Origin of the sequence: Oceanospirillum beijerinckii DSM 7166 (genome assembly GCF_000422425.1) — a bacterium.
GTDB lineage: Bacteria > Pseudomonadota > Gammaproteobacteria > Pseudomonadales > Halomonadaceae > Oceanospirillum > Oceanospirillum beijerinckii.
In genome coordinates, this window is sequence record NZ_AULT01000054.1 from 15,381 (window position 1) to 40,431 (window position 25,051).

The 25,051-nt window shown below is 49.5% G+C and carries 20 protein-coding genes; 11 read left to right on the forward strand and 9 right to left on the reverse strand.

Annotated features, from left to right (window positions below; genetic code table 11):
- Positions 1-3 precede the first annotated feature (3 nt).
- The 9 genes from H579_RS0115745 to H579_RS0115785 all read right to left on the reverse strand — a co-directional run bounded on the left by H579_RS0115745 (position 4) and on the right by H579_RS0115785 (position 11,312).
- Complete coding sequence (locus tag H579_RS0115745) at positions 4-450, reverse strand: ATP synthase subunit C (RefSeq protein WP_028301496.1); 447 nt, start codon at positions 448-450, stop codon at positions 4-6.
- Positions 438-2,219 carry a V-type ATP synthase subunit I gene (locus tag H579_RS0115750; protein WP_028301497.1) on the reverse strand — a complete coding sequence of 594 codons (1,782 nt, stop codon included), beginning with the start codon at positions 2,217-2,219 and terminating at the stop codon, positions 438-440. Before H579_RS0115750 ends, H579_RS0115745 begins: the two co-directional genes overlap by 13 nt.
- Positions 2,216-2,821 (reverse strand): V-type ATP synthase subunit D, encoded by a 606-nt coding sequence (locus tag H579_RS0115755; protein WP_028301498.1) that lies wholly within the window; start codon positions 2,819-2,821, stop codon positions 2,216-2,218. Before H579_RS0115755 ends, H579_RS0115750 begins: the two co-directional genes overlap by 4 nt.
- Before the next feature lie 13 nt (positions 2,822-2,834).
- Positions 2,835-4,214 carry a V-type ATP synthase subunit B gene (locus H579_RS0115760; protein ID WP_028301499.1) on the reverse strand — a complete coding sequence of 460 codons (1,380 nt, stop codon included), beginning with the start codon at positions 4,212-4,214 and terminating at the stop codon, positions 2,835-2,837.
- Between the two features lie 281 nt (positions 4,215-4,495).
- Positions 4,496-6,451 carry a methyl-accepting chemotaxis protein gene (locus H579_RS0115765; RefSeq protein WP_169449718.1) on the reverse strand — a complete coding sequence of 652 codons (1,956 nt, stop codon included), beginning with the start codon at positions 6,449-6,451 and terminating at the stop codon, positions 4,496-4,498.
- Positions 6,452-6,833: 382 nt separating this feature from the next.
- Positions 6,834-7,706 (reverse strand): class I SAM-dependent methyltransferase, encoded by an 873-nt coding sequence (locus H579_RS25915; RefSeq protein WP_051227688.1) that lies wholly within the window; start codon positions 7,704-7,706, stop codon positions 6,834-6,836.
- Positions 7,707-7,856: 150 nt separating this feature from the next.
- Positions 7,857-9,536, reverse strand: a complete 1,680-nt coding sequence (locus tag H579_RS0115775) for an AMP-binding protein (RefSeq protein WP_028301501.1) — start codon at positions 9,534-9,536, stop codon at positions 7,857-7,859.
- 208 nt (positions 9,537-9,744) lie between these two features.
- Positions 9,745-10,152, reverse strand: coding sequence for a MerR family transcriptional regulator (locus H579_RS0115780; RefSeq protein WP_028301502.1), 408 nt, complete (start codon positions 10,150-10,152; stop codon positions 9,745-9,747).
- A 278-nt stretch (positions 10,153-10,430) separates the two neighbouring features.
- Positions 10,431-11,312 carry an AraC family transcriptional regulator gene (locus tag H579_RS0115785; protein ID WP_028301503.1) on the reverse strand — a complete coding sequence of 294 codons (882 nt, stop codon included), beginning with the start codon at positions 11,310-11,312 and terminating at the stop codon, positions 10,431-10,433.
- A 275-nt stretch (positions 11,313-11,587) separates the two neighbouring features.
- On the opposite strand from H579_RS0115785, the gene H579_RS0115790 reads away from it, so the two are divergent.
- The 11 genes from H579_RS0115790 to H579_RS0115840 form a co-directional block, all read left to right on the forward strand.
- The gene (locus H579_RS0115790; RefSeq protein WP_028301504.1) at positions 11,588-13,081 is read left to right on the forward strand and encodes a CoA-acylating methylmalonate-semialdehyde dehydrogenase; all 1,494 of its coding nucleotides are present in this window, start codon (positions 11,588-11,590) and stop codon (positions 13,079-13,081) included.
- A 386-nt stretch (positions 13,082-13,467) separates the two neighbouring features.
- Positions 13,468-14,634, forward strand: a complete 1,167-nt coding sequence (locus H579_RS0115795; protein ID WP_028301505.1) for an acyl-CoA dehydrogenase family protein — start codon at positions 13,468-13,470, stop codon at positions 14,632-14,634.
- On the forward strand, positions 14,631-15,443 hold the full coding sequence (locus tag H579_RS0115800; RefSeq protein WP_051227689.1) for an enoyl-CoA hydratase: 813 nt from the start codon (positions 14,631-14,633) through the stop codon (positions 15,441-15,443). Before H579_RS0115795 ends, H579_RS0115800 begins: the two co-directional genes overlap by 4 nt.
- Positions 15,443-16,555: an enoyl-CoA hydratase/isomerase family protein gene (locus H579_RS0115805; RefSeq protein ID WP_036566403.1), complete on the forward strand. Its 1,113-nt coding sequence runs from the start codon at positions 15,443-15,445 to the stop codon at positions 16,553-16,555. Before H579_RS0115800 ends, H579_RS0115805 begins: the two co-directional genes overlap by 1 nt.
- 113 nt (positions 16,556-16,668) lie before the next feature.
- On the forward strand, positions 16,669-17,604 hold the full coding sequence (gene mmsB / locus H579_RS0115810) for a 3-hydroxyisobutyrate dehydrogenase (RefSeq protein WP_281167059.1): 936 nt from the start codon (positions 16,669-16,671) through the stop codon (positions 17,602-17,604).
- Between the two features lie 267 nt (positions 17,605-17,871).
- Entirely contained in the window at positions 17,872-19,770 is a 1,899-nt protein-coding gene (locus H579_RS0115815; protein WP_028301509.1) for a propionyl-CoA synthetase, read from the forward strand.
- A 544-nt stretch (positions 19,771-20,314) separates the two neighbouring features.
- On the forward strand, positions 20,315-21,082 hold the full coding sequence (locus H579_RS0115820) for an ABC transporter ATP-binding protein (protein ID WP_028301510.1): 768 nt from the start codon (positions 20,315-20,317) through the stop codon (positions 21,080-21,082).
- The gene (locus H579_RS0115825) at positions 21,079-21,825 is read left to right on the forward strand and encodes an ABC transporter ATP-binding protein (protein WP_102049364.1); all 747 of its coding nucleotides are present in this window, start codon (positions 21,079-21,081) and stop codon (positions 21,823-21,825) included. The genes H579_RS0115820 and H579_RS0115825 overlap by 4 nt, the downstream gene beginning before the upstream one ends.
- 177 nt (positions 21,826-22,002) lie before the next feature.
- Positions 22,003-23,223, forward strand: a complete 1,221-nt coding sequence (locus tag H579_RS0115830) for an ABC transporter substrate-binding protein (RefSeq protein WP_028301512.1) — start codon at positions 22,003-22,005, stop codon at positions 23,221-23,223.
- Positions 23,224-23,552: 329 nt separating this feature from the next.
- Positions 23,553-24,440: a branched-chain amino acid ABC transporter permease gene (locus tag H579_RS0115835; protein ID WP_028301513.1), complete on the forward strand. Its 888-nt coding sequence runs from the start codon at positions 23,553-23,555 to the stop codon at positions 24,438-24,440.
- 60 nt (positions 24,441-24,500) lie between these two features.
- The coding region (locus tag H579_RS0115840) for a branched-chain amino acid ABC transporter permease (protein WP_211224732.1) at positions 24,501-25,051 on the forward strand (551 nt) is incomplete at its 3' end.

The following is a 25,051-nucleotide window of genomic DNA, read 5'->3' on the forward strand; positions in this document are numbered from 1 at the left end:
CTCCTAAGCCGGTAAACCGGCACTGATCACCAGAGCGAAGATAAAAGCAAATACCGCAAAACCTTCTACGATAGCCGCCGGGGCCAGCGACATACCAAAGATCTCAGGGCGGATTTTGGAGACATTGATCGCAGAAGCACAGCTACGCCCCTGATAGATGGCACTGAACATCAGGGCCAGACCACACAGCAGACCGATAGCCGCAAGACCCGGGGCATTACCCAGCGTCAGTTCACGGTTCAGGGCAAACATCACCACGATGCCGTAAATCGACTGAGAGGAGGGCATGGCGGATATACCGATATAACGGCCATGGCCTGTTTCTGTTTCCAAGAGCGCGCCTGCAGCGGCTTGTCCTGCGAGAGAACATCCGATCATACTGCCAATTGCGCCCAGTGCCATCGGTCCGTATAAACCGGCCCATCCCAGGGCTAAGATCAGGTTGTCCAAGGTGTTACCTCCTGTTTTGCAAAAGGCTGGAAGGGGTAGCCTTCATCAGCCAAACTCCAGTTATAAAACTCGATCAGATTAAGACGTAAGCCGTGAATAACACCACTGACTACCGTCAAGACAAAATTCAGCAGGTGGCCTGTCAGCAGAATCAGAAGATGCAATAATAGCCCGATACCGGGCAGCGCATTGCCCACATCGGCGGCCAACTGATTAAAGGTGATCGCCAGAGAAGCACTGGCAAGGCCGAGAGCAAACAGGCGCAGATAGCTGAGTACATCGCCAAAAATTTTAGTCACGTTGGTGAGTGCCAGCAGGCCAGACAGTATCCGGCTGACACTGAACTCGTTGGCCGGTGTGGAAAACAGCAGCACCATCAGCAGGCCCACTGTAAATATAAACCAGTGCAGCAGGTTAAAGCCCATAAGCCAGCCCATCAGCGCGGAGAAAACCGCAATAGCCCAGCCGACAGAGGAGAGACTTTGATGGTTACCCCGCCTGACCCAGGCCATCAATAGATTGGCCAGTACCAGGTGTAAGGCTCCTATGGTGATAGAGAGCGCCATCATGGTGTCAAAATCGTTCAAGTCGAGCAGCTTCATATTCCCGAGCAGTGATACAGGGGCTGATGCACCGAAGTAGCTGCCCACCAGTATGCCCCAGAACACACCGGCTCCGGTCAGGGCTGCGCCCATAAGACGCAGGCGTCGGCCTGTTTCACTGCTGCCCATCGCCTGCCATTTCCAGGCGATGACCGCCCCAAACAGCAGGGAGTAGCCCGCATCCGACATGATGATGGCGAAGAAACTGACAAAAGAGAAAAACACCACACGGGAGGGGTCCCAGCTGCGATAGTTGGGTGTTTGGAAAAAGCTCACCACTTCCTGACCACCACCGTATACTTCCGGGTTATCGAGTAAAGTTGGTGGGTTCTCATCATCCCGTGGGGCTTCTTCCAGCAATACCAGTCCTTGCTCAGTGGCAAAGGCTTCCAGTTGTGGCAGATCCCGTTCAGCAATCCAGCCCTGTAAGGCAAACACCTCACCATAATCACGGGTTTTGGTCGAGATCTCATCCAGCAAGGCCTGGTCTTCTGTTCTGGCAACACTGTGCTGAAGCAGATAGATCCAACGGGTCAAGGCTTCCCGTTCACCGTCGGCAGCCTCTAACTGAATTTCAGTCTCTTCCAGCTGCTCTTTCAGTTGGCTAAGAGGAACGTAGCCGGTATGAGTGCGTGGCACCGGCATAACAGTGCTATCGGGTTCCTCAGACGCAATGACAACGATATAGGTGTGACGGTTATCCCGGTGTACCTGCATCCAGGGAAGATGTGAGTGCTCAACATCCTGCATCTTGTAATTGGGCACCAGATAGAACCAGAGTTTATGATGGTTCAGATCAGATAGTTCAGGTAGGGTAAATTCACCCCAGGGTTCGAGATCCTTAATACGTTTATCAAGAAAATCCCGTTTTTCACTCAACCGGATACGATGCTGACGGTTATGATCCACCTGCTTCAGCACAGTATCCAGGTTTAGCTGATCCGCCCGGGTCACCTGACGCCTTTTCTGTGGACTGCTGAGCAGGTACTGAAGAGAGCGTTTCAGCAGCTCAGGATTGGTTTCTTCCACATCCGCACTGGGTTTGGTGACCGCATCCGCTAACGGGATAACATGCAGCAGTCCCAGGGATTGCAGGGCATCCAGGATTGAGGTTTTATCATGACTCAGCCCCACGATAGAGGCTTTTTTAAGCTGGAGGATACTCATGCAATACCTGCCTTCAGCCGTTTGTTCTTGGCAATTTTGGAGGTGACTACCCCGGCCCGCTCAGAGTCGGACAGAGCAATACGGATTTTACGGATGTTTTTCTCTGCCTGAGGAATCAGTACTTTATCAAACAGATTCAGGCGTTGGGTTGTTTTGCGCAGGCCGACATCCAGCAGCTCTAGCCGCTTATTCAGAATCTGTTGAGTCAGTTGCAGTTCAACACTCTCTTTCAGCAGGTCGACCATAGGATCAAGCCAGTGTTCGGTCGCTAATGTTGAGTAGGGCTGCACTTTAAGGGAGACACTTTCCAGCTCTGGTAAGCGAATACCCACAAGGTTGATCTGGCGTAGGGAGAAATGCTCGATTGTCACCAGCTGGTCTACATTGCCCTGATAGTTGGACAACATCGGTAGTTGCTCCCTGACCCGCTGGCGGATCGTTTCCAGCGAGTGCTCCAGTTCGGTCAGTGTCCTGCGTGATTGTGCCCGTTCGGCCAACAATTGTTTCCGCTTCAGATCAAGGGCAGGAACAAACTTCCGGTATGCCTTGACCTTGCGGCCCTCCTTGTTAAGGGTGCTTTTATTTAGTGCCAGCTTACCCACGCGTTAACTCCTGTCAGACGTTTTCCGGAGAGTGGTCAGTTACGCTTGCTTTGGGAAAGTATTTATCGATCAAGTGCTGCTTCATCAGCAACTCTTCTTCCTTAAAGCATTGAGCCAAAATAGACCAGCCGGTATCCAGTGCCTCTTCCAGAGGCATGCTGACCTCAATATCCATAAAGGTTTGCTGGAACAGGTGACCAAACTTTAATACCCGCTCATCAAACTCGCTGAGTTCAAAGGACATCGCCTGCTTCTGTTCCGCATCCTGTGAGGCTGCATAAAAACGGATCAGGGTGTTCATAATCTGGCTGTGATCTTCACGGGTTACTTTACCAATCACGTGCTGTTTCAGGCGGGATAGAGAACCAAACGGGTCGATAACGCCATTGTGCAGATAGAACTGCCCTTCGGTGATATAGCCGGTATTATCCGGTACCGGGTGAGTGACATCATCACCCGGCATGGTCGTTACCGACAAAATCGTTACCGAACCTGCGCCCTTGTAATCACAGGCCTTTTCATAACGACGGGCCAGCTGGGAGTAGAGATCACCAATATAACCCCTGTTAGAGGGTACGTGCTCCATGGAGATGCCGACCTCTTTTAACGCATCGGCATAAGCGGTCATATCGGTCAGCAATACCAATACCCGTTTGCCTTCATTTACTGCATAGCGCTCTGCCACAGCCAGCGCCATATCCGGTACCAGCAGCGCCTCAACCGTAGGGTCAGAACCCTGATGCACAAACATTACGGTACGGGCTGAAGCTCCGGCTTCCTCAAAGGTACGCTTAAAGAAATGGTAGTCATCAAAAATCAGACCGATACCACCAAACACCACAATATCCGCATCGGCCTGGGCACCAATTCGAGCTAATAGCTGGTTATAGGGCTCTCCGGCAACCGAGAAAATAGGGATCTTCTGGCTTTCAACCAGACAGTTGAAAACATCAATCATAGGTACATCGGTGCGAATCATATGAGATGCGAGAATACGTCGTGCGGGGTTAACCGTTGGACCATCAATCTCAATACGGGGTTCATCAGTCAGGGCCGGGCCACCATCAATAGGTTGACCTGTGCCAGAAAAGGTACGACCCAAAATATTCGGTGAGAAAGTCACCTCCATAGGGCGCCCCAGAAATCGTACGACTGAATGGGTTGATAAGCCTTTTGTGCCGGAAAAAACCTGCAGCGAGATCTCTTCGCCATCCAGCAGGATGACCTGAGCGGAGCGGGGGAGAATAGCCTGGTCTTCATCCCGGCTTTCGATTAGCGCAAGATCACCAAAGCTGATTTGAGATGAGCCGGTGTCAGAGGTAGGAACATGAACTTTGACGATATCGCCAACAATTTCAAGAATTCGGGAATAACGAATCAAAAGCTGGGACACGACTACCTCCTGGTACTGTCATCCGTTTAAAAGTCTGCTTAAGCCATTCACCATAGCACAGCTTAAAAAAGTAACCCTTATCAGGAATACCTTAAAATATTTATGCTTATCATGCCTCTGTCGGGAAATAGTGTAAACAATGAAATAGTAATATTATGTTGCAGATGCGAAGATTGATGATTGGGGGGATTCAGGCAATCTGTATTGGTGCCAAGCTTGATCTAGAACAATGACCTTTATCAGACCAAGCTTGGCTTGTTACAACTCAGGCGTATTCGATCTTAAATCGAGTTCGCTACCTGTTTCATCTGTTCGCCTGCATAGGCAATCTGCTGGCTCTGTTCACGGATATCATCGGTTTCACCCTTTAGAATACCCACGGCATGAGCCAGTTGACTCATGTTTTTATTGACCTCATCCATGGTCGCCTGTTGCTCTTCGGTTGCGCTGGCGATCTGTAGGTTTTTCTGTTCCAGCTGAGTTACCGCTTGTTGGATATCGCCCAGAGCACGCTCCGCTTCCTGTGAACGGGTGACGGTCTGCTGAGCCTCAATAGCGCCTTTGTCCATAGTCGCCACGGCACTATTGATCAGCTGTTGTAGGCCTTCAATCACACTTTGAGTTTTCTCAGTGGACTGACGGGTTTGCTCGGATAGGGTACGAACTTCATCGGCTACTACGGCAAAGCCTCTGCCATGCTCACCAGCGCGGGCGGCTTCAATGGCAGCGTTCAGTGCCAGCAGGTTGGTCTGTTCGGCGATACTGGTGATGCTGGATAGTACTTCTCCGATTTGTTCGCTGGATTGATGCAGTTGTTTCAGTTCATCAGCAGCCTCGCCAATATGAGTGGACAGAGCGCTGACTTGTTTCTGGTTATCAATGATGGCCTGATAACCCAGTTTTGCCTGCTCTTTCACTTTTACGCTTTCATCGGATGCCATTTGAGCGCTACGGGCAACTTCATCAAAGGTAGCCGTCAGCTGATCAGCGGCTACAGCAACCTGATCCATCTCTCTGGATTGGCTATCGATCTGTCGTACAAGTGTGCTACCGGTACTTTCCAGGCGGGAGGCTTGACTATTAAGGCTATCTGCCACGGACTTCATGGTGTGAACTGAGTTGCTGAGCTTCTCCATAAAGGCGTTAAAGTTCCGGGTGACAGCCTGTATTTCCAGCGGGCCTTCAGCTGTCAGGCGGGCTTCAACGCCGTTATCATTCTGAGCTACCTGCGCCATGGCCCGTGCAAGTGCACGAATGGGTTTAGCCAGATGCAGGCTGGAAGCAATAACCAGAATAATAACCATGACCAGAGTTGTCAGCATGGCGATGATCAACAGGCGGGACAGATTGTTAGCCGAGGCGTACAGATCAGCAGAGGGAACTGATATACCAAAGGTCCAGCCTGGCGTGCTGGGGATTTGAGAGTAAATCATGGTGACCGGTTCTTTCTGAATATTCAGAATTTCACCCACGCCGGATTCTCCTGATACCATTTTTCTACCGTAAGCATCCAGACCCGTAAAGCCATGTTTATCTGCATCGGTGACATTGACGCTCATCCTGGCTTTGGCCGAGGGGTGAGCAATGATCAGGCCCGTGCCATCAATAATCCAGCCGTAGCTGCTATCGGTCAGGCTGGAAGCTGCCGCAATCTCGCTTAATACATCCAGAGTGATGGTAATTGCCAGAATTCCTGAGATCTGGCCTTGCTGATCTTTGACAATATGAGCTATCACCGAAATAGGTAATTGAGTCGCTTTGGAGATAACAGGGTTGGTCATCAGTTGCTGCTGTTTACCTGCCAGTAATGTTTGTACATAACCCCTTTGGCTTAGGTTTGCCTGTCCAGTTTTTCCACCTGCGCTGATGTAGGTGGCGTTACCATCCAGACCAACAAAAAACATCATTTCGGCGCTGGGTAAGGCTGTCAGGTTGTCCCGCATCCAGGGGATCAGTTGACCCTGGCGTTTAGGGCTGGCAAGCATGTCATTGGTCGCTAAAATAGCGACATCTTCCTGCAGGCCATGCAAAATAGCACCAATTTCAGCACTCTTGGCACTATTCAGCTTCTGTCCGGAAGTGAGAATCTGCTGCGAAGTATCCTGTTTGATCTCCTGATAAAGCCAGACGGTCAGTGCTGTCATAATAATCAGGATGGGTAGTAGCACAGTGAGCATCATGCGGGTAACCAGCGAGGTGCCCTGTGCTGAGGAAAGCGCATTTCCATTTGGGCTCATATATTTCATCTCCGTGATATTGGCCGGGTGGCCAAGAACTCCTGCGACTCAGCTCTGGTCATTATAATTATTGTTTGACCATTGTTGCGTGTCTGTTGGCGTTTCTATCAATCCGATAATTGCGGTGCCAACTATCCTGATACAGTGGGTTCTCGACGAACACCGGAGTAGGCATGCAGTGCCTGTCTAAGTTGATTTTTAATTACCTAAATCATAATAAAATAATGTTTTACATAGTAAATTCTCTTTTAGTGTTAATCCCTTAATCTTTCATGGGGTTGTCATAATCAGCGCCAATGTTTTAGCTGCTGAACGATAGAATGGTTAACAATAGGCTGTTTAACGAGTAAGCCGTTAAACAGCAGTCCGTCAACGGGCGGCCTTATCGCTTAATCAGCACTGCCTGCACGATAGATATTTTGCTATCGGCCAGATTCTGTTGAATATTTTTTCCCATAGCCAGGAATTGTTCGCCAAATACCAGTAGCGGGCTCAGTGGTGAGCGCTTTTGGGTATCGCCTTGTTGGCTTTTACCGGCTTCCCGTTGGGTATGTTTATTGCGCCATTGCAGTGCGGAGTCGGTAATATCGTCCCACATCACAACATCAAATCCTGCTTGAGCCAGCTGGTGTTGGAAGCTTTCACCGTCGGGTAAGTGGCTTAGGGAGTCGCTGCTGGCCCAAGGCACGGGCAGCTGCAGTGGCTCTGGATTGCTACCGGCAATCACTTCATGCAGCAGCAGCTTACCACCCGGTTTTAGTACGCGATTAAGAGTCTCTAGCAGGCGATCTTTATCCGGAATATTCATTATGGTGTGCTGACTCCAGATTGCGTCCTGGCTGTTATCTGGCAGTTGATCCAGCTCACAGGCGTCGGCACAAATAGAGTGGATGCAACTGTAGCCCAGAATGTGGTTAATCTGCTGACAGGCAAAGGTAAAGCTGGGCGTGATATCCACGGCGGTGATATGGGCATCCAGGGTATCGGCCAGTAAACGTGAGGCTCCGCCCAGACCTGAACCTATTTCCAGAATATGGCTTTCCGGTGTTAATGCGGCTTTTTCCAGTAAGCGCGTTGTTGCCTGGCGACCACCGATATGTAGCTGGTCAACCGGGGCCAGTAAAGCGCTATTAAGCTCACCGGATTGCATGCCTGCATTTTCCAGCGCGTCACTGATCCGTTGCCAGAGCTGGGTTTCGTCGCTGCCATTTTGATAATGGGCGGTGAGGGACGCTTGGCTGGTATTAGAAGTCATAATCGCGGCCTCTTTGTGATTGCTGATTATAAATAGATGTAGGGCATAAAAAAGCGGCAATGGGTTGGCATTGCCGCTTTGATCTCTTCAGACACTTCATCGGTGTTTGATACAGAAAAGAACGTATCAGGTAAAGGTAAGGCGATATCCTTACAGACCCAGCTCTTCTGTACTGATTTCACGCATCTTGAACTTCTGGATCTTACCGGTCACTGTCATTGGGAAATCACGGGTGATCTTGAAGTAGCGTGGAATCTTGAAGTGAGCGATCTTACCCTTACAAAATTCACGCAGTGCTTCTTCGCTCAGGTCTTTGCCTTCATGCAGAGAAACCCAGGCCATCACCTCTTCACCGTATTTCTGATCCGGTACACCGATCACCTGAACATCACTCACGTCTGGGTGGGTATACAGGAACTCTTCGATTTCACGTGGGTAGATGTTCTCACCGCCACGGATGATCATATCTTTGATACGGCCCGTGATCGCAACGTAACCTTCTTCATCCATCTCGGCCATATCACCGGTGTGCATCCAGCCGTTGTCGATAGATTTAGTGGTCGCTTCTTCGTTATTCCAGTAGCCCAGCATCACGCTGTAACCACGGGTACACAGTTCACCTTTCTCGCCACGCTCAACCACGCGACCGGTTTCAGGATCAACCAGCTTTACTTCCAGATGTGGGTGAATAGTACCTACGGTAGAAACACGTTTCTCGATCGGGGCGTCCATCTTGGTCTGGAAGCTAACCGGGCTGGTTTCTGTCATGCCGTAGCAGATGGTCACATCTTTCATGTTCATCTTGGCGATAACATTCTTCATCACTTCGATTGGGCAGATGGAACCGGCCATAATACCGGTGCGCAGGGTGCTCAGGTCATAATCATTAAAGGTTGGGTGCTCCAGCTCGGCGATAAACATGGTAGGTACGCCGTACAGTGCCGTGGCTTTTTCTTCTGCGACAGCTTGCAGGGTAGTGACCGGATCAAAGCCATCAGCCGGATAGATCATGGTTGCACCGTGAGTGACACAACCCAGGTTGCCCATTACCATGCCGAAGCAGTGGTACAGTGGTACAGGAATCACCAGGCGATCCTGATCGGTAAAGTCCATACCGCGAGCAACAAAGTAGCCGTTGTTCAGGATATTGTGGTGACTCAGAGTTGCACCTTTAGGGGCACCAGTCGTACCTGAGGTGTACTGAATATTGATCGGATCATCAAACTGCAGAGTTGCTTGCTGATCGCGCAGCTCGGCATCGGTCGTCTGATCATGCATCGACATCAGATCAGACCAGGTCCACATACCTTCGGTGGCCAGATCTTCATCCAGACAGATCACACGCTTCAGCTCGGGCAGGCGCTCAGAGGTGAACTTAGCCGGAATCTGGCTGCGCAGTTCAGGGGCCAGTTCACAGATGATGTTGACGTAGTGAGAGGCTTTAAACTCACCTTGTAGGATCAGCGTGCTGGTGCCAGATTGTTTCAAGGCGTATTCCAGCTCATGGGTACGGTAGCTCGGGTTTACGTTTACCAGAACTGCACCAATTTTTGCTGTCGCAAACTGAGTGATGCACCACTCTGCGTTGTTAGGCGACCACATACCTACGCGATCACCTTTTTTAACGCCCATGTGCATTAAGGCTTTTGCACATTTGTCGACCTCTGCCTGCAGCTCTTTATAGGTGTAGCGCAGATTTTGGTGACGGGAGATCAATGCATCATTATCAGGATATTTGGCTACAGTTTCATCAAACATGTCACCAATGGTCATTCCGATAAGAGGCGTTTCGCTGATACCGCTTACATAGCTCAATGCTTTTGTAGTCATAACCCACCTTCTAGGTTGAACTTTTTTTGTTGTTTTCTCTGAAGCAATCCTGCTTCGTGATTTTGGGATTGTTTTTATTCTTGACTCGTTGGAGCGTAATTCGGTGTATTCAGGCAGACAAGGTTCTTTTATCAAGAGCGGATTGATTAAGAACCCAATGATTTAAAAGCTATACAGTTAACATGATCCTATTAAATAGCAGCAAGGCTTAAGCAGATTTCTGTTTTTTACTCAGCACGTCGTCCAAAGCACGTTCGCAGCGCTCAGTGTAGTTTTCCAGCTCCTGTTTAACCTTGATGATATCGTTTAACTGCTGTTCCAGGCTTTCGTGCTTTTCACGCAAAATACCCAGAATCAGATTGAGCTGCTTTTCATCACCTTCCAAAGTGGAATCGTACAGATCAAACAGCTCTTTGGTTTCCGCCAGGCTAAAGCCCAGGCGTTTACCGCGTAGGGTCAGCATTAGACGAACCCGGTCCTTTTCACTGTAGATGCGGGTCTGGCCATTACGGCTAGGGTTAATCAGACCTTGCTGTTCATAAAAGCGAATGGTTCGGGTCGTAACGGCGAACTCTTTTGAAAGCTCGCTAATACTGTAGGTTCTTTTTGTAATCATTTTGTCTACCTGTCTGAATACAGACAACTCTATCCAAAGTTTACGTTTACGTAAAGGTGAAAATATACGAGATAACTTTTTGACTCTCCCTGCCGGGTTTGGTTTATCTCGTGGTATATTACTAACTTTTTGAAAAGGCGGGATTTTAGCAAACGTGAAATGGGAACACACCCGTCGTATGTGGCGCTGCGGTATTAATACGTCGGGTAGTAGGGAATTGCTGATATTTGGGTTGAGAGATATCAGGAGGTTAAGTGTTGCAGCCCAGAGAAAAGGATTTACCGCAACTGATTACGCCGATATTGCGTTGGTGCAATCCCCATCACCTTTTTAAATAACCGGGAGAAGTAATAGCTGTCCTCATAACCCAGGCTATAGCTGATCTCGCTGACACTCTGCTGGGTGATGTCTAGCAGATAGCAGGCGCGTTCGATTTTCATATGCAGGAAATGCTGAATCGGAGTGAGGCCCGTCATCTCTTTGTACTTATTTACAAAGTGAAATTTGGACAGGTTGACCTTGCTGGCCAGGGTTTCCAGATCCAGCCGGGCATGCAGATTTTCCTGCATTAACGCATGCACGGTATCCAGGTTTAACTGGGAGCTGCGGTTGCTGTGGCTGACCGGTTTTAACAGGGCGATAAAAGAGAGTATCTGACGCAATAAACTGGCGGCATAAACGGAGGTATTGAGGTTATAACCGTTGGATCGGCAGTCGATCAGGCTATCAAAATCCTGAATCATTTTAGGGTGGCTGCCATAATGTCTGAGCACAATATCTTCCGAAAATCCAGCATGCTCTACCGCAAGTGCACAATCCTCTCCAGACATATGCAACCAGTAAATAGTCCAGGGATCATCGTCATGAGTTTTATAATGGTGTTTCACTCCTGGTGGCAACATCAACATATCGCCCCCTTGTATCAGATGGTACTGATCTTTTAACCACAGGTCAGCTTTGCCGTGAATGCAGTAAATGATTAAGTAATCATCATGGTTCTGGCGTTTCATCTCATGACCCTTGGCCTGTTTGTAGTTGCCAAATGAGACTGGGTAGAGACCGCAGGTCAAGGGGTGTTGACGCAGATTGTCACACAGAAATTGAGGCACCAGATAACGGATACTGCCAGAGGGGAGGGGCCAATCTGAGGTTTGCGACATTAGTCTATGCTCTTAGCTGTTGACCACAATATAGTCCATCAAGTGGGCAATTTAGTCAATCCTTGCCCCTGTTCGGCTGTGCTAATTTTACTGTCATCCAAGCAAACGCTAGGTTTTTTGTAACAAGGCATAGCGTTCAAGTGAATTTAAACAGCGCCTTCTAGTCGTTAGACTGAAGCTAACTGGAACTAAAAGACGCTGGAAAAGAGCTTGCTAAACACTAACAGCTACAACAATAAGAAGCCGGTCTACCGGAAAGTCGAAAGGTGAATATTATGACAAAACGCGTACCTCTCTTTATTGACGGTGAATTTGTTCAGAGTAAGTCTGAGCAGTTTATCCCTGTGACTAACCCTGCGACGCAGGAAGTACTGTGTGAAGTACCTTTCGCGACTCAAAGCGAAATGGAAGCCGCTTACGAAAGCGCTAAAGCTGCTTTCGAAACATGGAAAGAAACTCCGGTTTCTGAGCGTGCCCGTGTAATGATGCGCTACCAGGCGCTGCTGAAAGAGCACCATGATGAAATTGCCGAGATTCTGAGCTCAGAAACGGGTAAGACTTTCGAAGACGCTAAAGGCGATCTGTGGCGCGGTATCGAAGTAGTTGAACACGCTGCTAACATCCCAAGCCTGATGATGGGTGAGACGGTAGAAAACGTAGCACGTGAGATCGACACCTATAGCTATATTCAGCCTTTGGGTGTATGTGCAGGTATTACGCCGTTCAACTTCCCTGCGATGATCCCGCTGTGGATGTACCCAATGGCGATCGCGTCCGGTAACACCTTTATTCTGAAGCCTTCCGAGCAAGATCCGCTGACGCCAATGCGTCTTGCTGAGCTGTTTGTAGAAGCAGGCGCACCAAAAGGGGTACTGCAGATTCTGCACGGTGGTAAAGAGCAGGTAGACTTCCTGCTGCACCATGAAGATATCCGTGCGATCTCCTTCGTAGGTTCTGTGCCAGTAGGTCAGTACATCTACAAGACCGGCACCGACAACATGAAGCGTGTACAGAGCTTCGCTGGCGCTAAGAACCACATGGTTGTAATGCCAGATGCGGCTAAACAGCGTGTCATCAACAACATCGCGGGTGCTTCTGTTGGTGCTGCGGGTCAGCGTTGTATGGCGATCTCTGTAACGGTTCTGGTGGGTGAAGCCCGCGAATGGAAACATGAGATTAAAGAGGCTCTGATGCAGGCGCGTCCAGGTGCGTGGAACGACCCGGGTGCCAGCTATGGTCCTGTTATCAGCCCGCAAGCGAAAGAGCGTATCTGTGGTCTGATCCAGAAGGGTGTAGACGAAGGTGCTGAGCTGCTGTTGGATGGTCGTGACTGTGTTGTAGAAGGTTATCCTGATGGTAACTGGGTTGGTCCAACCCTGTTCGCAGGTGTTAAGCCTGAAATGACCATCTACCAAGAAGAGATCTTCGGCCCTGTGCTGTGCCTGGTAGAGGTTGATACCCTGGATGAGGCGATTGAGCTGATCAATAACTCACCATACGGTAACGGTACGTCCATGTTCACTGCTTCCGGTGCGGCTGCGCGTAAGTTCCAGCACGAAATCGAAGTAGGTCAGGTGGGTATCAATGTACCAATTCCTGTGCCACTGCCATTCTTCTCTTTCACTGGGTGGAAAGGTTCTTTCTACGGTGATCAGCACGCTTATGGTAAGCAAGCGGTTCGTTTCTACACTGAGACCAAGACGATTACAGCCCGTTGGTTTAATGAAGATATTGAATCCGGTCCAAACTTCTCTATCAACCTGAAATAAGGTTGTCGGAAGGCTCGTATAGAGCGAAAAGAACAGAAGAGGCTGCCCCCTCTTCTGTTCCCTGCTTCAGGTTTCACATCTTCCCCCCTACCAAGAGGTTAATTTTTTAATTTAAACGACTTGTTTCAGTTGACGTAAACGTCAGCTATTTTTAAAGTTTAGGTATCAAGCCTCTGATGCGTGAGTTTTAAAAAGCGTTGGCCTAACTCTCTGGATTTTATTTAGTTTTTAAACATTAGAAATATTAGAGAGTGACAAAAGGTTGGTTAGAGGGTTATCCAAATTAACAGGTTTTTCAGCACCGATCTAAAGCCATAAGCGCTTTGTAGCCGGTGTTGAACAGAAAGATCTGAATTAGAAGAACAATACAGCAGGCGGTACTGACTATGGATTTCAATCTTAGTGAAGACCAGATCGCATTTCGTGATGCGGCACGGGCCTTTGCACAAAACGAAATGGCACCTCACGCAGCTCAATGGGATGCTGAGCATATTTTCCCCGTTGATGTGATCAAAAAAGCCGGTGAAATGGGCTTTTGCGGTATCTACGTACCGGAAGAAGCGGGTGGCATGGGCCTGAGTCGTCTGGATGCCAGCGTGATTATTGAAGAGCTGGCCATGGGTTGTACCTCTACAACGGCCTATATCACCATTCACAATATGGCTACCTGGATGATCGCCTCTTTTGCCGATGAAGCGCTGCGTGATGAGTTTGCACCGGCGATGGCGATGGGTGAAAAACTGGGCTCCTACTGTCTGACTGAGCCGGGTGCCGGTTCCGATGCCGGTTCTCTGCGTACTTCTGCCCGTCGTGATGGCGATGACTTTGTCCTGAACGGCAGCAAGATGTTTATCTCCGGTGCCGGTAGTACCGATGTGCTGGTGGTTATGGCTCGTACCGGTACTCAGGAAGACGGTCCTAAAGGTATTTCTGCCTTTGTTGTCCCTGCGGATGCGGAAGGCATTCACTATGGTAAAGCAGAAGAGAAAATGGGCTGGAACAGCCAGCCGACCCGTCTGATCACTTTCGAAGATGTACGTATTCCTGCCCGTTATATAATAGGTAACGAGGGGGATGGCTTTAAGATCGCGATGAAAGGTCTGGACGGTGGTCGTATTAATATCGCCACCTGTTCACTGGGTGCGGCTCAAGCGGCGATTAATGATACCCAGCGTTATATGCAGGAGCGCGAGCAGTTCGGCAAACCGCTGGCAAGTTTCCAGGCGCTGCAGTTCAAACTGGCCGATATGGTGACTAATCTGGTGGCATCCCGTCAGATGGTGCGTTTGGCGGCAACCAAGTTGGATGAGAAAGACACCGAAGCAACCCTTTACTGCGCCATGGCAAAACGTTTTGCTACGGACGCCTGTTTTGACGTGACCAGCGATGCGATTCAGCTGCACGGTGGTTACGGTTATATCAAAGAGTACCCGCTTGAGCGTTATATGCGGGATGCCCGTGTGCACCAGATTCTGGAAGGCACCAACGAAATTATGCGTTTAATTGTATCTCGCCGTGTCATGATGGACGGCGTGCTGGAGGTCATTCGATGAGCGGTTCTAATCAATCAAGTGTGAAGTCTACAACTGAAAAACTACTGCTGGAAGTTCAGGGCAATACAGCGATCCTGACCATCAACAATCCTCCGGCAAATACCTGGGATGATGAAAGTCTGCCAGCTCTGAAAAAGCTGATAGAAGACCTGAATGCGGATCTGGATATCTATGCACTGGTTGTGACTGGCCAGGGCGAGAAGTTCTTCTCTGCGGGTGCCGACCTGAACAAGTTTGCCGATGGTGATAAAGCCGTTGCCCGTCATATGGCGCGTATCTTCGGTGAAGCGTTTGAAACTCTGTCAGAGTTCCGTGGTGTTTCTATCGCAGCAATTAATGGTTATGCCATGGGTGGTGGTTTAGAGTGTGCTCTGGCATGCGATATTCGCATCGCTGAAGAACAGGCTCAAATGACCCTGCCTGAAGCGGCGGTTGGCCTGCTGCCATGTGCCGGCGGTACTCAGAATCTGGCTTGGCTGGTGGGTGAAGGCTGGGCAAAACGCATGATTCTGTGTGGTGAGCGTATCACCGCAGAGAAAGCTGAGAAAATCGGCCTGGTAGAAGAAGTGGTAGCGAAAGGCCAAGGTCTGGAAACCGCTATCGCACTGGCTGAGAAAGTGGCTAAGCAGAGCCCGGTTGCTGTTACCGCATGTAAGACGCTGGTACACAACGCCCGTGGCAATAACTCTCTGGCCACTGGCTGCATGCAGGAGCGTGAGCTGTTTGTTGATCTGTTCGACACTCAGGACCAGAAAGAAGGTGTAAACGCCTTCCTGGAAAAACGTAAGCCAGAATGGAAGAACGCTTAATGTCTGATATGCCTGTTATTTTTGAAGAACTGGCAACCAAAGACGGTCATATTCTTGGGGTTGCCACCCTGAATGCACCTAAAGCGCTGAACGCGCTGAGCCTGGAGATGATTGATCTGCTGTATCCAAAGTTATTGGAGTGGCAGGACAACGACAAGGTGGTTGCGGTTTGGCTGCAAGGTGCCGGTGATAAGGCTTTTTGTGCCGGTGGCGATATCGTTCAGCTGTATAACTCTATGGTTGAGCACCCGGGTGGTCCGAACCCTTACGCCGAGAAATTCTTTACCGACGAGTATCGTCTGGATTATCTGATCCACACCTTTAACAAGCCATTTATCCTGTGGGGTAACGGTATTGTGATGGGTGGCGGTCTGGGGCTGACTGCTGGTGCCAGTCACCGTGTTGTGACCGAATCCTCCCGTTTTGCGATGCCAGAGATCACCATCGGTCTGTACCCGGATGTGGGTGGTAGCTTCTTCCTGAACCGTATGCCAGGTCGTACCGGTCTGTTCTTGGGCCTGACGGGTGCCAATATCAATGCTGCAGATGCACTGTTTGTTGGCTTAGCTGATCGTTTTGTTACTCATGACAAACGTGATGCGGTGATGGATGAGTTGCGGTCTGTGAGCTGGAACGGTTCTGCAGAACATATAGTGAGTGCTGTACTGCGTCAGCATGAGCGTCACAGTCAGGATCAACTGCCGGAATCCAATGTACGTAAGCACTATGATCTGATTCAGCAGCTGACTGATGCCGATGATGTGGAAGGTGTGGTCGACAATATCACCTCCCTGAGCACAGACGATAAGTGGCTATCCCGCACTTCCGGTGCACTGGCTGCAGGTTCGCCAACGGCGATGCATCTGATTATGCGTCAACTGAACTACACCCGTCAGATGTCTCTGGCCGAGGTGTTCCAGGCGGAGCTGGATCTGTCTGTACAGGCGGCTTACAAGGGTGAGTTTGCTGAAGGTATCCGCGCGCTGCTGATCGATAAAGATCGTGAGCCAAAATGGCATGCGGCGACTCTGGCAGATGTTGAAGACGAGTGGATCGATAGCTTCTTCCAAAGCCCTTGGGAAGGTGAACATCCGCTAGGTGATCTCTACTAGTTGAATAGCAGTACTGGTTTTGACCCGTTCTGACTAAGAAGTGATGACAAAACGGGCTCTCAATCACTGAGAGCCTGACGAGCACAACAGAATTTCTCAGGATCGACTGAACGATCCGTAAAGAATCCAGAAAAGAAAAACAAAATCGGAGAATTAAGATGGCCACAATCGCGTTTATCGGTTTAGGTAATATGGGCGGCCCTATGGCGGCCAATCTGGTCAAAGCAGGTCATGAGGTGACTGTTTTTGATTTAGTACCTGCTGCAGTAGAAGCTCTGGTTGCAGAAGGTGCTAAAGCGGCTGCGACGGTTGAAGACGCAGCAAAGGGAGTTGATTTTGTGGTTTCCATGCTGCCAGCCAGTCAGCATGTGGAAGGTCTGTATATCGATGGCACTGGCCTGCTGGATATTGTTGATAAAAACACTGTGATTATCGATTCCAGCACAATTGCTCCTGAGTCTGCCCGTCGTGTGGGTGAAGAAGCCGCTAGCCGTGGCATTATGATGGTTGATGCGCCGGTTTCCGGTGGTGTGGGTGGTGCTAAAGCAGGTACGCTGTCCTTTATCGTTGGCGGTAGCGCAGAAGCGTTTGAGACTGTTAAGCCGATCCTGGAAGCGATGGGTAAAAACATCTTCCACGCAGGTGATGCAGGCGCAGGTCAGGTTGCTAAGATCTGTAACAATATGATGCTGGCGATCCTGATGGCGGGTACGACTGAAGCGATCGGTCTGGGCGTGAAAAACGGTCTGGACCCTGCGGTACTGTCTGACATCATGTCTAAGAGCTCCGGTAACAACTGGTCGCTGCAGGTTTACAACCCATACCCAGGTGTAATGGAAGGTGTACCGTCTTCTAACAACTATCAGGGTGGCTTTATGGTTGACCTGATGGCGAAGGATCTGGGTCTGGCGTTTGATAACGCAGTGAAATCCAAGGCCAGTATCCCTATGGGCTCAATGGCCCGTAACCTGTTTGCCCTGCATGCGGCAAACGGCAACGGTGGCCTGGACTTCTCCAGCATCCAGAAGATGTTCGCTGATCTGGATTAATTGTTTTACAAAAAGGCCTGTTTTTACAGGCCTTTTTTTGTCATAAAAGAAATGCATAAGAGTGCCAGTGAGGGTGCTCTTTTAAATAGAAGTAGGTCGGATAAGCGAAGCGCCATCCGACGGTGTGTTATCGTCGGAAGGTGCCCACGGGCTTTTCCGACCGACTCCAAATGGTATACACAATTGATATTTTAGGGGATAGGACTACAGCCCCTGTGGCTTAGCGTCTCCTACGGTTTATCACAAAAATAAAAATGGAAGGCCGATATGAGTTATGCAAGTGAACACCAGCGTTCTTTGAACGAGCCGGAAAAATTCTGGGGCGATCAGGCGGATCAAATTGCCTGGTTCAAAAAACCGGAAACCGTTCTGGAAAACCTTTCTGATGGCACCCACCGCTGGTTTGGCGATGGCGAGCTGAACAGTGCTTATCTGGCACTGGATTATCAAATTGAGCAGGGTCGCGGCGATCAAACCGCGCTGATCTATGACTCTCCTGTTACCGATTCCAAAAAGCAATACACCTACAATGAACTGCGTGATCAGGTGGCACAGTTTGCCGGTGCGCTGACCAATCTGGGTGTAGGCAAGGGTGATGGCGTGATTATCTATATGCCGATGGTGCCTGAAGCCGGTATCGCCATGCTGGCTTGTGCCCGTATCGGTGCGGTGCACTCGGTGGTATTTGGTGGTTTTGCCCCACACGAGCTGGCGATCCGTATTAATGATGCCAAACCTAAGGTGGTACTGACCGCATCTTGTGGTATCGAATTTACCAAGGTTATCGAATACAAGCCTCTGGTCGACGAGGCGATGAATCAGGCGGAGCATAAGCCTGAGAAGATTGTGGTGCTGCAGCGTCCGCAGGCTCAAGCTGAGCTGCAGGAAGGTCGTGATCTGGATTGGTACGAGTTGTTTAATCAGGCGGAACCTGTGGGTTGTACGCCGATGAAGAGTACCGATCCGCTGTATATTATGTACACCTCAGGTACGACGGGTAAGCCGAAAGGCATTGTGCGTGATAACGGTGGTCATGCCGTGGCCCTGCACTATGCGCTGCGTAATATCTACAATATGCAGGCTGGTGATGTCTGGATGGGCTGCTCTGACGTAGGCTGGGTAGTTGGTCACTCCTTTATCATGTATGGCCCGCTGATGGGTGGTTGTACCACGGTATTCTTCGAAGGTAAGCCTGTGCGTACCCCGGATGCCGGTACTTTCTGGCGTGTGGTGGAAGAGTACAAGGTGAACGGTATGTTTGCTGCACCGACCGCCTTCCGCGCGATTCGTAAGGAAGATCCAGAGGGTGAGCTGTTCCGCAAATACGATCTGTCCTCACTGAAACATATCTTTGTTGCCGGTGAGAAGCTGGATTCTCCAACTTACCATTGGCTGCATGAGATCTCGCAAAAACCAATTTTTGATCACTGGTGGCAGACTGAAACTGGCTGGCCGGTAACGGCACCCTGTACGGCGCTGGGTTCTACCGATATCCGTGTCGGTTCTACCAATAAGCCGGTTCCGGGTTATGACGTTCAGGTACTGGACCCTATGGGCAATCAGCTGGATGCGAATACCAATGGTGGTATCGCCATTAAGCTGCCGCTACCTCCGGGTTGTGCGCAAACGCTGTGGAATGATCACGCGCGTTATCTGAGCTCCTATCTGGGCGAATTCCCAGGTTACTACCATACCGGTGATGGCGGTTATATCGATGAGAATGGCTTTGTATATATCATGGGCCGTACCGATGATGTGATTAACGTCTCGGGTCACCGCCTGTCTACCGGTGAGATGGAGGAGCTGGTTGCTAAACATCCGGCTATCGCTGAATGTGCAGTGATTGGTGTCCATGATAGCCTGAAAGGTCAGGTGCCTGTCGGTCTGTTACTGCTGAAAGATGGTGTCGATGTTGACCATAAAGAGCTGGAGAAAGAGTTGGTCGGCATGATCCGTGAGCAGATCGGTGCCATCGCTTGCTTTAACCGGGCTCTGGTGGTTGATCGTCTGCCGAAGACCCGTTCCGGTAAGATCCTGCGTGCGGTGCTGAGAAAGATCGCTAACGGTGAAGACTATGCGATGCCATCGACTATCGATGACGAGTCTATTCTGCCGGAAATCACAGAGAAAATGGTTGAGGAAGGCTTAGCACCTGAAACAGCCTGATTTTCTTCCCTAAGAGAGGCTAACCAGCCTCTCTTTCTATTTGTTGCTGTTTTTTAGTGATCTTTGCTGGTTGCTAGTTATCTTTTGTTTATGCGGATATCTGTTCTTGCAGCTTTTGTTTACAGGATCAGGCACTTATTTCATGTGTGGATTTTTCGTACGGATTTTATGTGACTATATGGTCGCGTTTTAGTGCTGTTTTTTCTGAAAATCATCACAAGAATTGATCGGGTTTCAGTGCTTCTAAGACTTTGGTCTACAGGGTAAAAAAAGGGATTGTCTGACCAATTTAAACCCTTTAATGTTACGTTTACGTAAAGGTTATTAATCATCAAAAAGTGTCGTGATTGTTAGTCGCGTCCAAGTGAGAGACAAGCAAACGCGATAGCCACAAGGATGAAGATAATAGCCCGACATGGACGAGATGAATGACTGCAAGAGCCGACAATAAAAACAACAGGCCAGGATCAGTCATCAAGACACAACAATAACAATATTCAGGGAAACAGCGACGGACTGTCTCCCGGCTAACGAGGACTTTGGAATGAGCCAAGATTTTGTGCTGGAAACCCAAGGGTTAACCAAAGAGTTCAAGGGCTTTACTGCGGTTGACGACGTTAACCTGCAGGTTCAACGTGGCCATATTCATGCTCTGATTGGTCCAAATGGTGCGGGTAAAACAACATGCTTTAACTTGTTGACCAAGTTTCTAACACCAACCCGCGGTACCATCCTGTTCAATGGCAAGGACATTACTCAACAGACACCGACCGATATTGCCACGATGGGTATGGTGCGTTCCTTCCAGATCTCTGCTGTTTTCCCTCACCTGACCGTGATGGATAACGTGCGTATCGCCCTGCAACGTAAAATGGGCACCTCTTTCCACTTCTGGAAATCAGACAAAACACTGAATGTATTAAACGACCGCGCTATGGAGCTGCTGGAAGAGGTAGACCTGGCGAAGTGGGCGGACACCATTACGGTTGAGATGCCATACGGTCGTAAGCGTGCACTGGAACTTGCCACCACTTTGGCACTGGAACCTGAGCTGATGCTGCTGGATGAGCCAACTCAGGGTATGGGTCACGAAGACGTAGAGCGTGTGATGCACCTGATCAAAAAGGTATCCGCAGGCCGTACCATTCTGATGGTTGAGCACAACCTGCACGTGGTTTCCAACCTGTCTGATCGTATTACCGTACTGCAGCGTGGTGCTGTACTGACCGAAGGCCCATATGAAGAGGTTTCTCAGAATCCTGATGTGCGCGAAGCTTATATGGGGAGTGAAGCAGAGGACAAAGCAGCATGAATGCAGAGGTGAAAATGAGTGAGACACATGATCATAAAAACGCCGTAGAGCAGCTGCGTATTGCTGATCTGCATGCCTTCTACGGTGAATCTCATATCCTGCACGGCATAGATATGAAGGTAAACCGCGGTGAGCTGGTGACCCTTCTGGGTCGTAACGGTTCCGGCCGATCCACCACTCTGAAATCCATTATGAATATGGTGGGTAAGCGTACCGGCTCCATCATGATCAACGGTAACGAAACCGTAGGTATGCCTGCGCACCAGATCGCTCACCTAGGTGTAGGCTTTTGTCCGGAAGAGCGTGGCATCTTCTCCAGCCTCAACGTTGAAGAGAATCTGATGCTGCCGCCGACGGTACGCAGTGGTGGTATGTCGCTGGATGATATCTACGAGATGTTCCCTAACCTGTACGAGCGCCGTATGAGTCAGGGGACTCGCCTGTCTGGTGGTGAACAGCAGATGCTGGCCATGGCGCGCATTTTGCGTACCGGTGCGAACCTATTGTTACTGGATGAGATCACCGAAGGTCTGGCACCGGTAATCGTGCAGACGCTGGGCGAAGTCCTGCTGAAGTTAAAAGATAAAGGATTGACAATTGTACTGGTGGAGCAGAACTTCCGTTTTGCAGCACCTTTGGCGGATCGTCACTACCTGATGGAACACGGTTCTATCGTGGAAGAAATTGCCAGCCATGAGCTGGAAGAAAAAATGGATTTGCTTAACACCTATCTGGGTGTGTAAGTCGCGGTTACTGCCTTACTTTCACCTAAGCTTTGCTTGGTGAAACTGAAAGCAAACGTGACAGGCAAACAAAAATAAAAAGTGCCTAACCTTGGTTTGATCTCCAAACGAATCAAACCGCTTAACAAACCACAAAAAGATACAACAACAATAAATCGCAAAGCGATGGAGTGGACTATGAAAATGCTAAAAAAACTGATGTGCAGCGCAATTGTATCGGCTATGGCGGCAGCGGGTGCGGCCCAGGCTAAAGGTATTTCCGACGACGAGGTTCGTATCGGTTACCTGGCAGATATGTCCGGTACTTATAGTGCACTGGCAGGTCCTGGTGGTCTGGAAGCCGCTAAAATGGCGATCGAAGACTTCGGTGGCACAGTGAATGGTAAAAAAATCACCATCGTAAGTGCTGATGACCAGAACAAGCCAGACATCGGTGCCAACAAAGTACGCCAATGGATCGATGTTGATAACGTTGACATGGTCGCGGGCATGGTTTCCTCTGCGGTAACCATCGCAGTAAACAAGGTTGTTGAAGCAAAAGATAAGATCTCCATTGTTTCCGGTTCGGCTTCTTCAGCGATCACCAACCAGTACTGTACCGCTAACTCTGTACACTATGTATACGACACCTATGCGCTGGCACATGGTACCGGTGAAGCGGTAGTAAAAGAGGGTGGTGACAGCTGGTTCTTCCTGACGGCAGATTACGCCTTTGGCCACGCAATGGAAGGTGACGTAACCTCTGTTGTTAAAGAAAGCGGCGGTAAGGTCGTCGGTGGTGTACGTCACCCACTGGCAACCAACGATTTCTCCTCGTTCATCCTACAGGCTCAGGCTTCTGGCGCGAAAATCGTAGGTCTGGCTAACGCCGGTGCGGATACCACCAACGCTCTGAAAACGGCGAAAGAGTTTGGTGTTGTACAAGCAGGTCAGAAAATTGCAGGTCTGCTGATCTTCCTGACTGACGTTCACAGTCTGGGGCTGGATACCACTCAAGGTCTGCAGCTGACCACAGGTTTCTACTGGGATCGCACTCCTGAAACACGTGCATGGGCTAAGCGTTACTCCGAGCGTACAGGCAAGATGCCAACCATGGTACAAGCGGGTATCTACTCCTCTGTTAACCACTACCTGAATGCGGTTAAAGCAGCGGGTACTGATGAGTCTGGTGCTGTAATGGCGCAGATGCAGAACACGCCAATCAATGATTTCTTTGCCACTAACGGTAAGATTCGTAAAGACGGTCGTATGATCCACGATATGTACCTGGCTGAAGTGAAGAAACCTTCCGAGTCCAAAGGCGAGTGGGATCTGTATAAGATTCTGCGCACCATCCCGGCAGATAAGGCGTTCCGCCCTCTGTCCGAGTCTAAGTGTAAGCTGGTTGCAGGTAACTAATCTCTAGCTTATCTGTTACTCAGTGGGTGGTTGTATGGCCACCCACTGTGATCACGGATGGACCGCCTGAGATGACTATCAGGGATGATCTTTCTAAGAGATATGCAGCACATCTAAACAAAGGTCTTTCGATTTTGCCTAGTTCATTTGTTCAGCTAATAAGCTTAAATAGCTCGATTATGAGTGGTGAGCAAGGTGGCAAAAAAAAGCGATAAACAGCAGAGAAGCTTTTGTTTAGGTGCTTACGTTTTGCTTTAAGAAAATAAAAATAACTACACCTGTGTTTTGAGGGTGATAGCGTCTTCTAAGAGCGTTATAAGGGTTTTGTTATGGCTGAGTTGCTGGGTTTTCCGCCACAAGTATTATTTGGTCAGCTACTGATCGGACTGATTAATGGTTCGTTCTATGCGCTGCTAAGTCTTGGTTTGGCTATTATTTTTGGTCTGTTAAATATTATTAACTTTGCACACGGTGCTCAGTACATGCTGGGTGCGTTTGTGGCTTGGTTAGGTTTGAACTTCCTGGGTGTTAACTACTGGGTTTCTCTGTTATTTGCGCCTCTGGTGGTCGCTGCAATCGGTATTGCTCTTGAGAAGACTATGCTGCGCCGTCTGTATAAAGAAGATCACCTGTACGGTCTGCTGCTGACCTTTGGTTTGGCTTTGATGATCGAAGGCTCCTTTATTCACTTCTTTGGTGTATCCGGTCAGCCATACTCTGTACCTCAGGCGCTGACGGGTGGTAACAACCTGGGCTTTATGTTCCTGCCGACCTATCGTGCCTGGATTATCGTAGCCTCTCTGATTATCTGTTTTGGTACCTGGTACATGATTGAGCGTACCAAGCTGGGTTCCTATCTACGTGCGGGTACTGAAAACCCACAACTGCTGCAGGCGTTCGGTATTAACGTGCCGCTGTTGATTACCCTGACTTATGGCTATGGTGTAGCGCTGGCCGCCTTTGCCGGTGTATTGGCCGCACCCATCTATTCGGTAAGCCCAGTAATGGGGTCTAATTTGCTGATCGTAGTATTTGCGGTGGTCGTAATTGGTGGTATGGGGTCTATTCTCGGTTCCATTGTCACCGGCTTGTTGATGGGGCTGATTGAAGGTCTGACGAAAGTGTTCTACCCGGAAGCATCCACTACGGTGATCTTCCTAGTGATGATTGTTGTACTGCTGGTTCGTCCTGCAGGTCTGTTTGGTAAGGAGGCATAAAGTATGACAACGGAAGCCTTAAACAGTAATGCGACGGATAAGTCTATGTCTAAGTCAAAAATGCTATATGTGATTTTGTTGGTAGTCGGTCTGGTAGCCCCGTTTGCTATCTATCCTGTTTTCCTGATGAAAGTGCTATGTTTCGCACTGTTTGCCTGTGCTTTTAACCTGATGCTGGGTTATGGCGGTCTGCTTTCTTTTGGTCACGCAGCCTTCCTGGCCACAGGCGGTTATATTACTGGTCATACCGTGATGGCGTGGGGGGTTACTCCTGAAGTTGGAATTCTGATAGGAACGGTTTGTTCTGCGGCGATGGGGTTTGTATTCGGTAAGCTGGCGATTCGTCGTCAGGGTATCTACTTCGCCATGATTACGCTGGCACTGGCCCAGTTGGTGTTTTTCCTCTACGTTCAGGCACCCTTTACCGGTGGTGAGAACGGTCTGCAGGGTATCCCGCGTGGTGAACTGCTGGGCTTGATTAGCCTGGAAGACAATCTGCCGATGTACTACTTCGTATTTGCCATCTTTATCTTTGGCTTTGCGCTGATCCATCGCACCATCCACTCGCCATTTGGTCAGATCCTGAAGGCGATCCGTGAGAACGAGCCTCG

Coding starts and splice junctions, on each gene's coding strand:
- H579_RS0115820 (WP_028301510.1), top strand. CDS start 20,315: ATGAGCCAAGATTTTGTGCTGGAAACCCAAGGGTTAACCAAAGAGTTC.
- H579_RS0115790 (WP_028301504.1), top strand. CDS start 11,588: ATGACAAAACGCGTACCTCTCTTTATTGACGGTGAATTTGTTCAGAGT.
- H579_RS0115825 (WP_102049364.1), top strand. CDS start 21,079: ATGAATGCAGAGGTGAAAATGAGTGAGACACATGATCATAAAAACGCC.
- H579_RS0115800 (WP_051227689.1), top strand. CDS start 14,631: ATGAGCGGTTCTAATCAATCAAGTGTGAAGTCTACAACTGAAAAACTA.
- H579_RS0115785 (WP_028301503.1), bottom strand. CDS start 11,312: ATGTCGCAAACCTCAGATTGGCCCCTCCCCTCTGGCAGTATCCGTTAT.
- H579_RS25915 (WP_051227688.1), bottom strand. CDS start 7,706: ATGACTTCTAATACCAGCCAAGCGTCCCTCACCGCCCATTATCAAAAT.
- H579_RS0115765 (WP_169449718.1), bottom strand. CDS start 6,451: ATGAGCCCAAATGGAAATGCGCTTTCCTCAGCACAGGGCACCTCGCTG.
- H579_RS0115830 (WP_028301512.1), top strand. CDS start 22,003: ATGAAAATGCTAAAAAAACTGATGTGCAGCGCAATTGTATCGGCTATG.
- H579_RS0115750 (WP_028301497.1), bottom strand. CDS start 2,219: ATGAGTATCCTCCAGCTTAAAAAAGCCTCTATCGTGGGGCTGAGTCAT.
- H579_RS0115775 (WP_028301501.1), bottom strand. CDS start 9,536: ATGACTACAAAAGCATTGAGCTATGTAAGCGGTATCAGCGAAACGCCT.
- H579_RS0115805 (WP_036566403.1), top strand. CDS start 15,443: ATGTCTGATATGCCTGTTATTTTTGAAGAACTGGCAACCAAAGACGGT.
- H579_RS0115780 (WP_028301502.1), bottom strand. CDS start 10,152: ATGATTACAAAAAGAACCTACAGTATTAGCGAGCTTTCAAAAGAGTTC.
- H579_RS0115815 (WP_028301509.1), top strand. CDS start 17,872: ATGAGTTATGCAAGTGAACACCAGCGTTCTTTGAACGAGCCGGAAAAA.
- H579_RS0115795 (WP_028301505.1), top strand. CDS start 13,468: ATGGATTTCAATCTTAGTGAAGACCAGATCGCATTTCGTGATGCGGCA.
- H579_RS0115835 (WP_028301513.1), top strand. CDS start 23,553: ATGGCTGAGTTGCTGGGTTTTCCGCCACAAGTATTATTTGGTCAGCTA.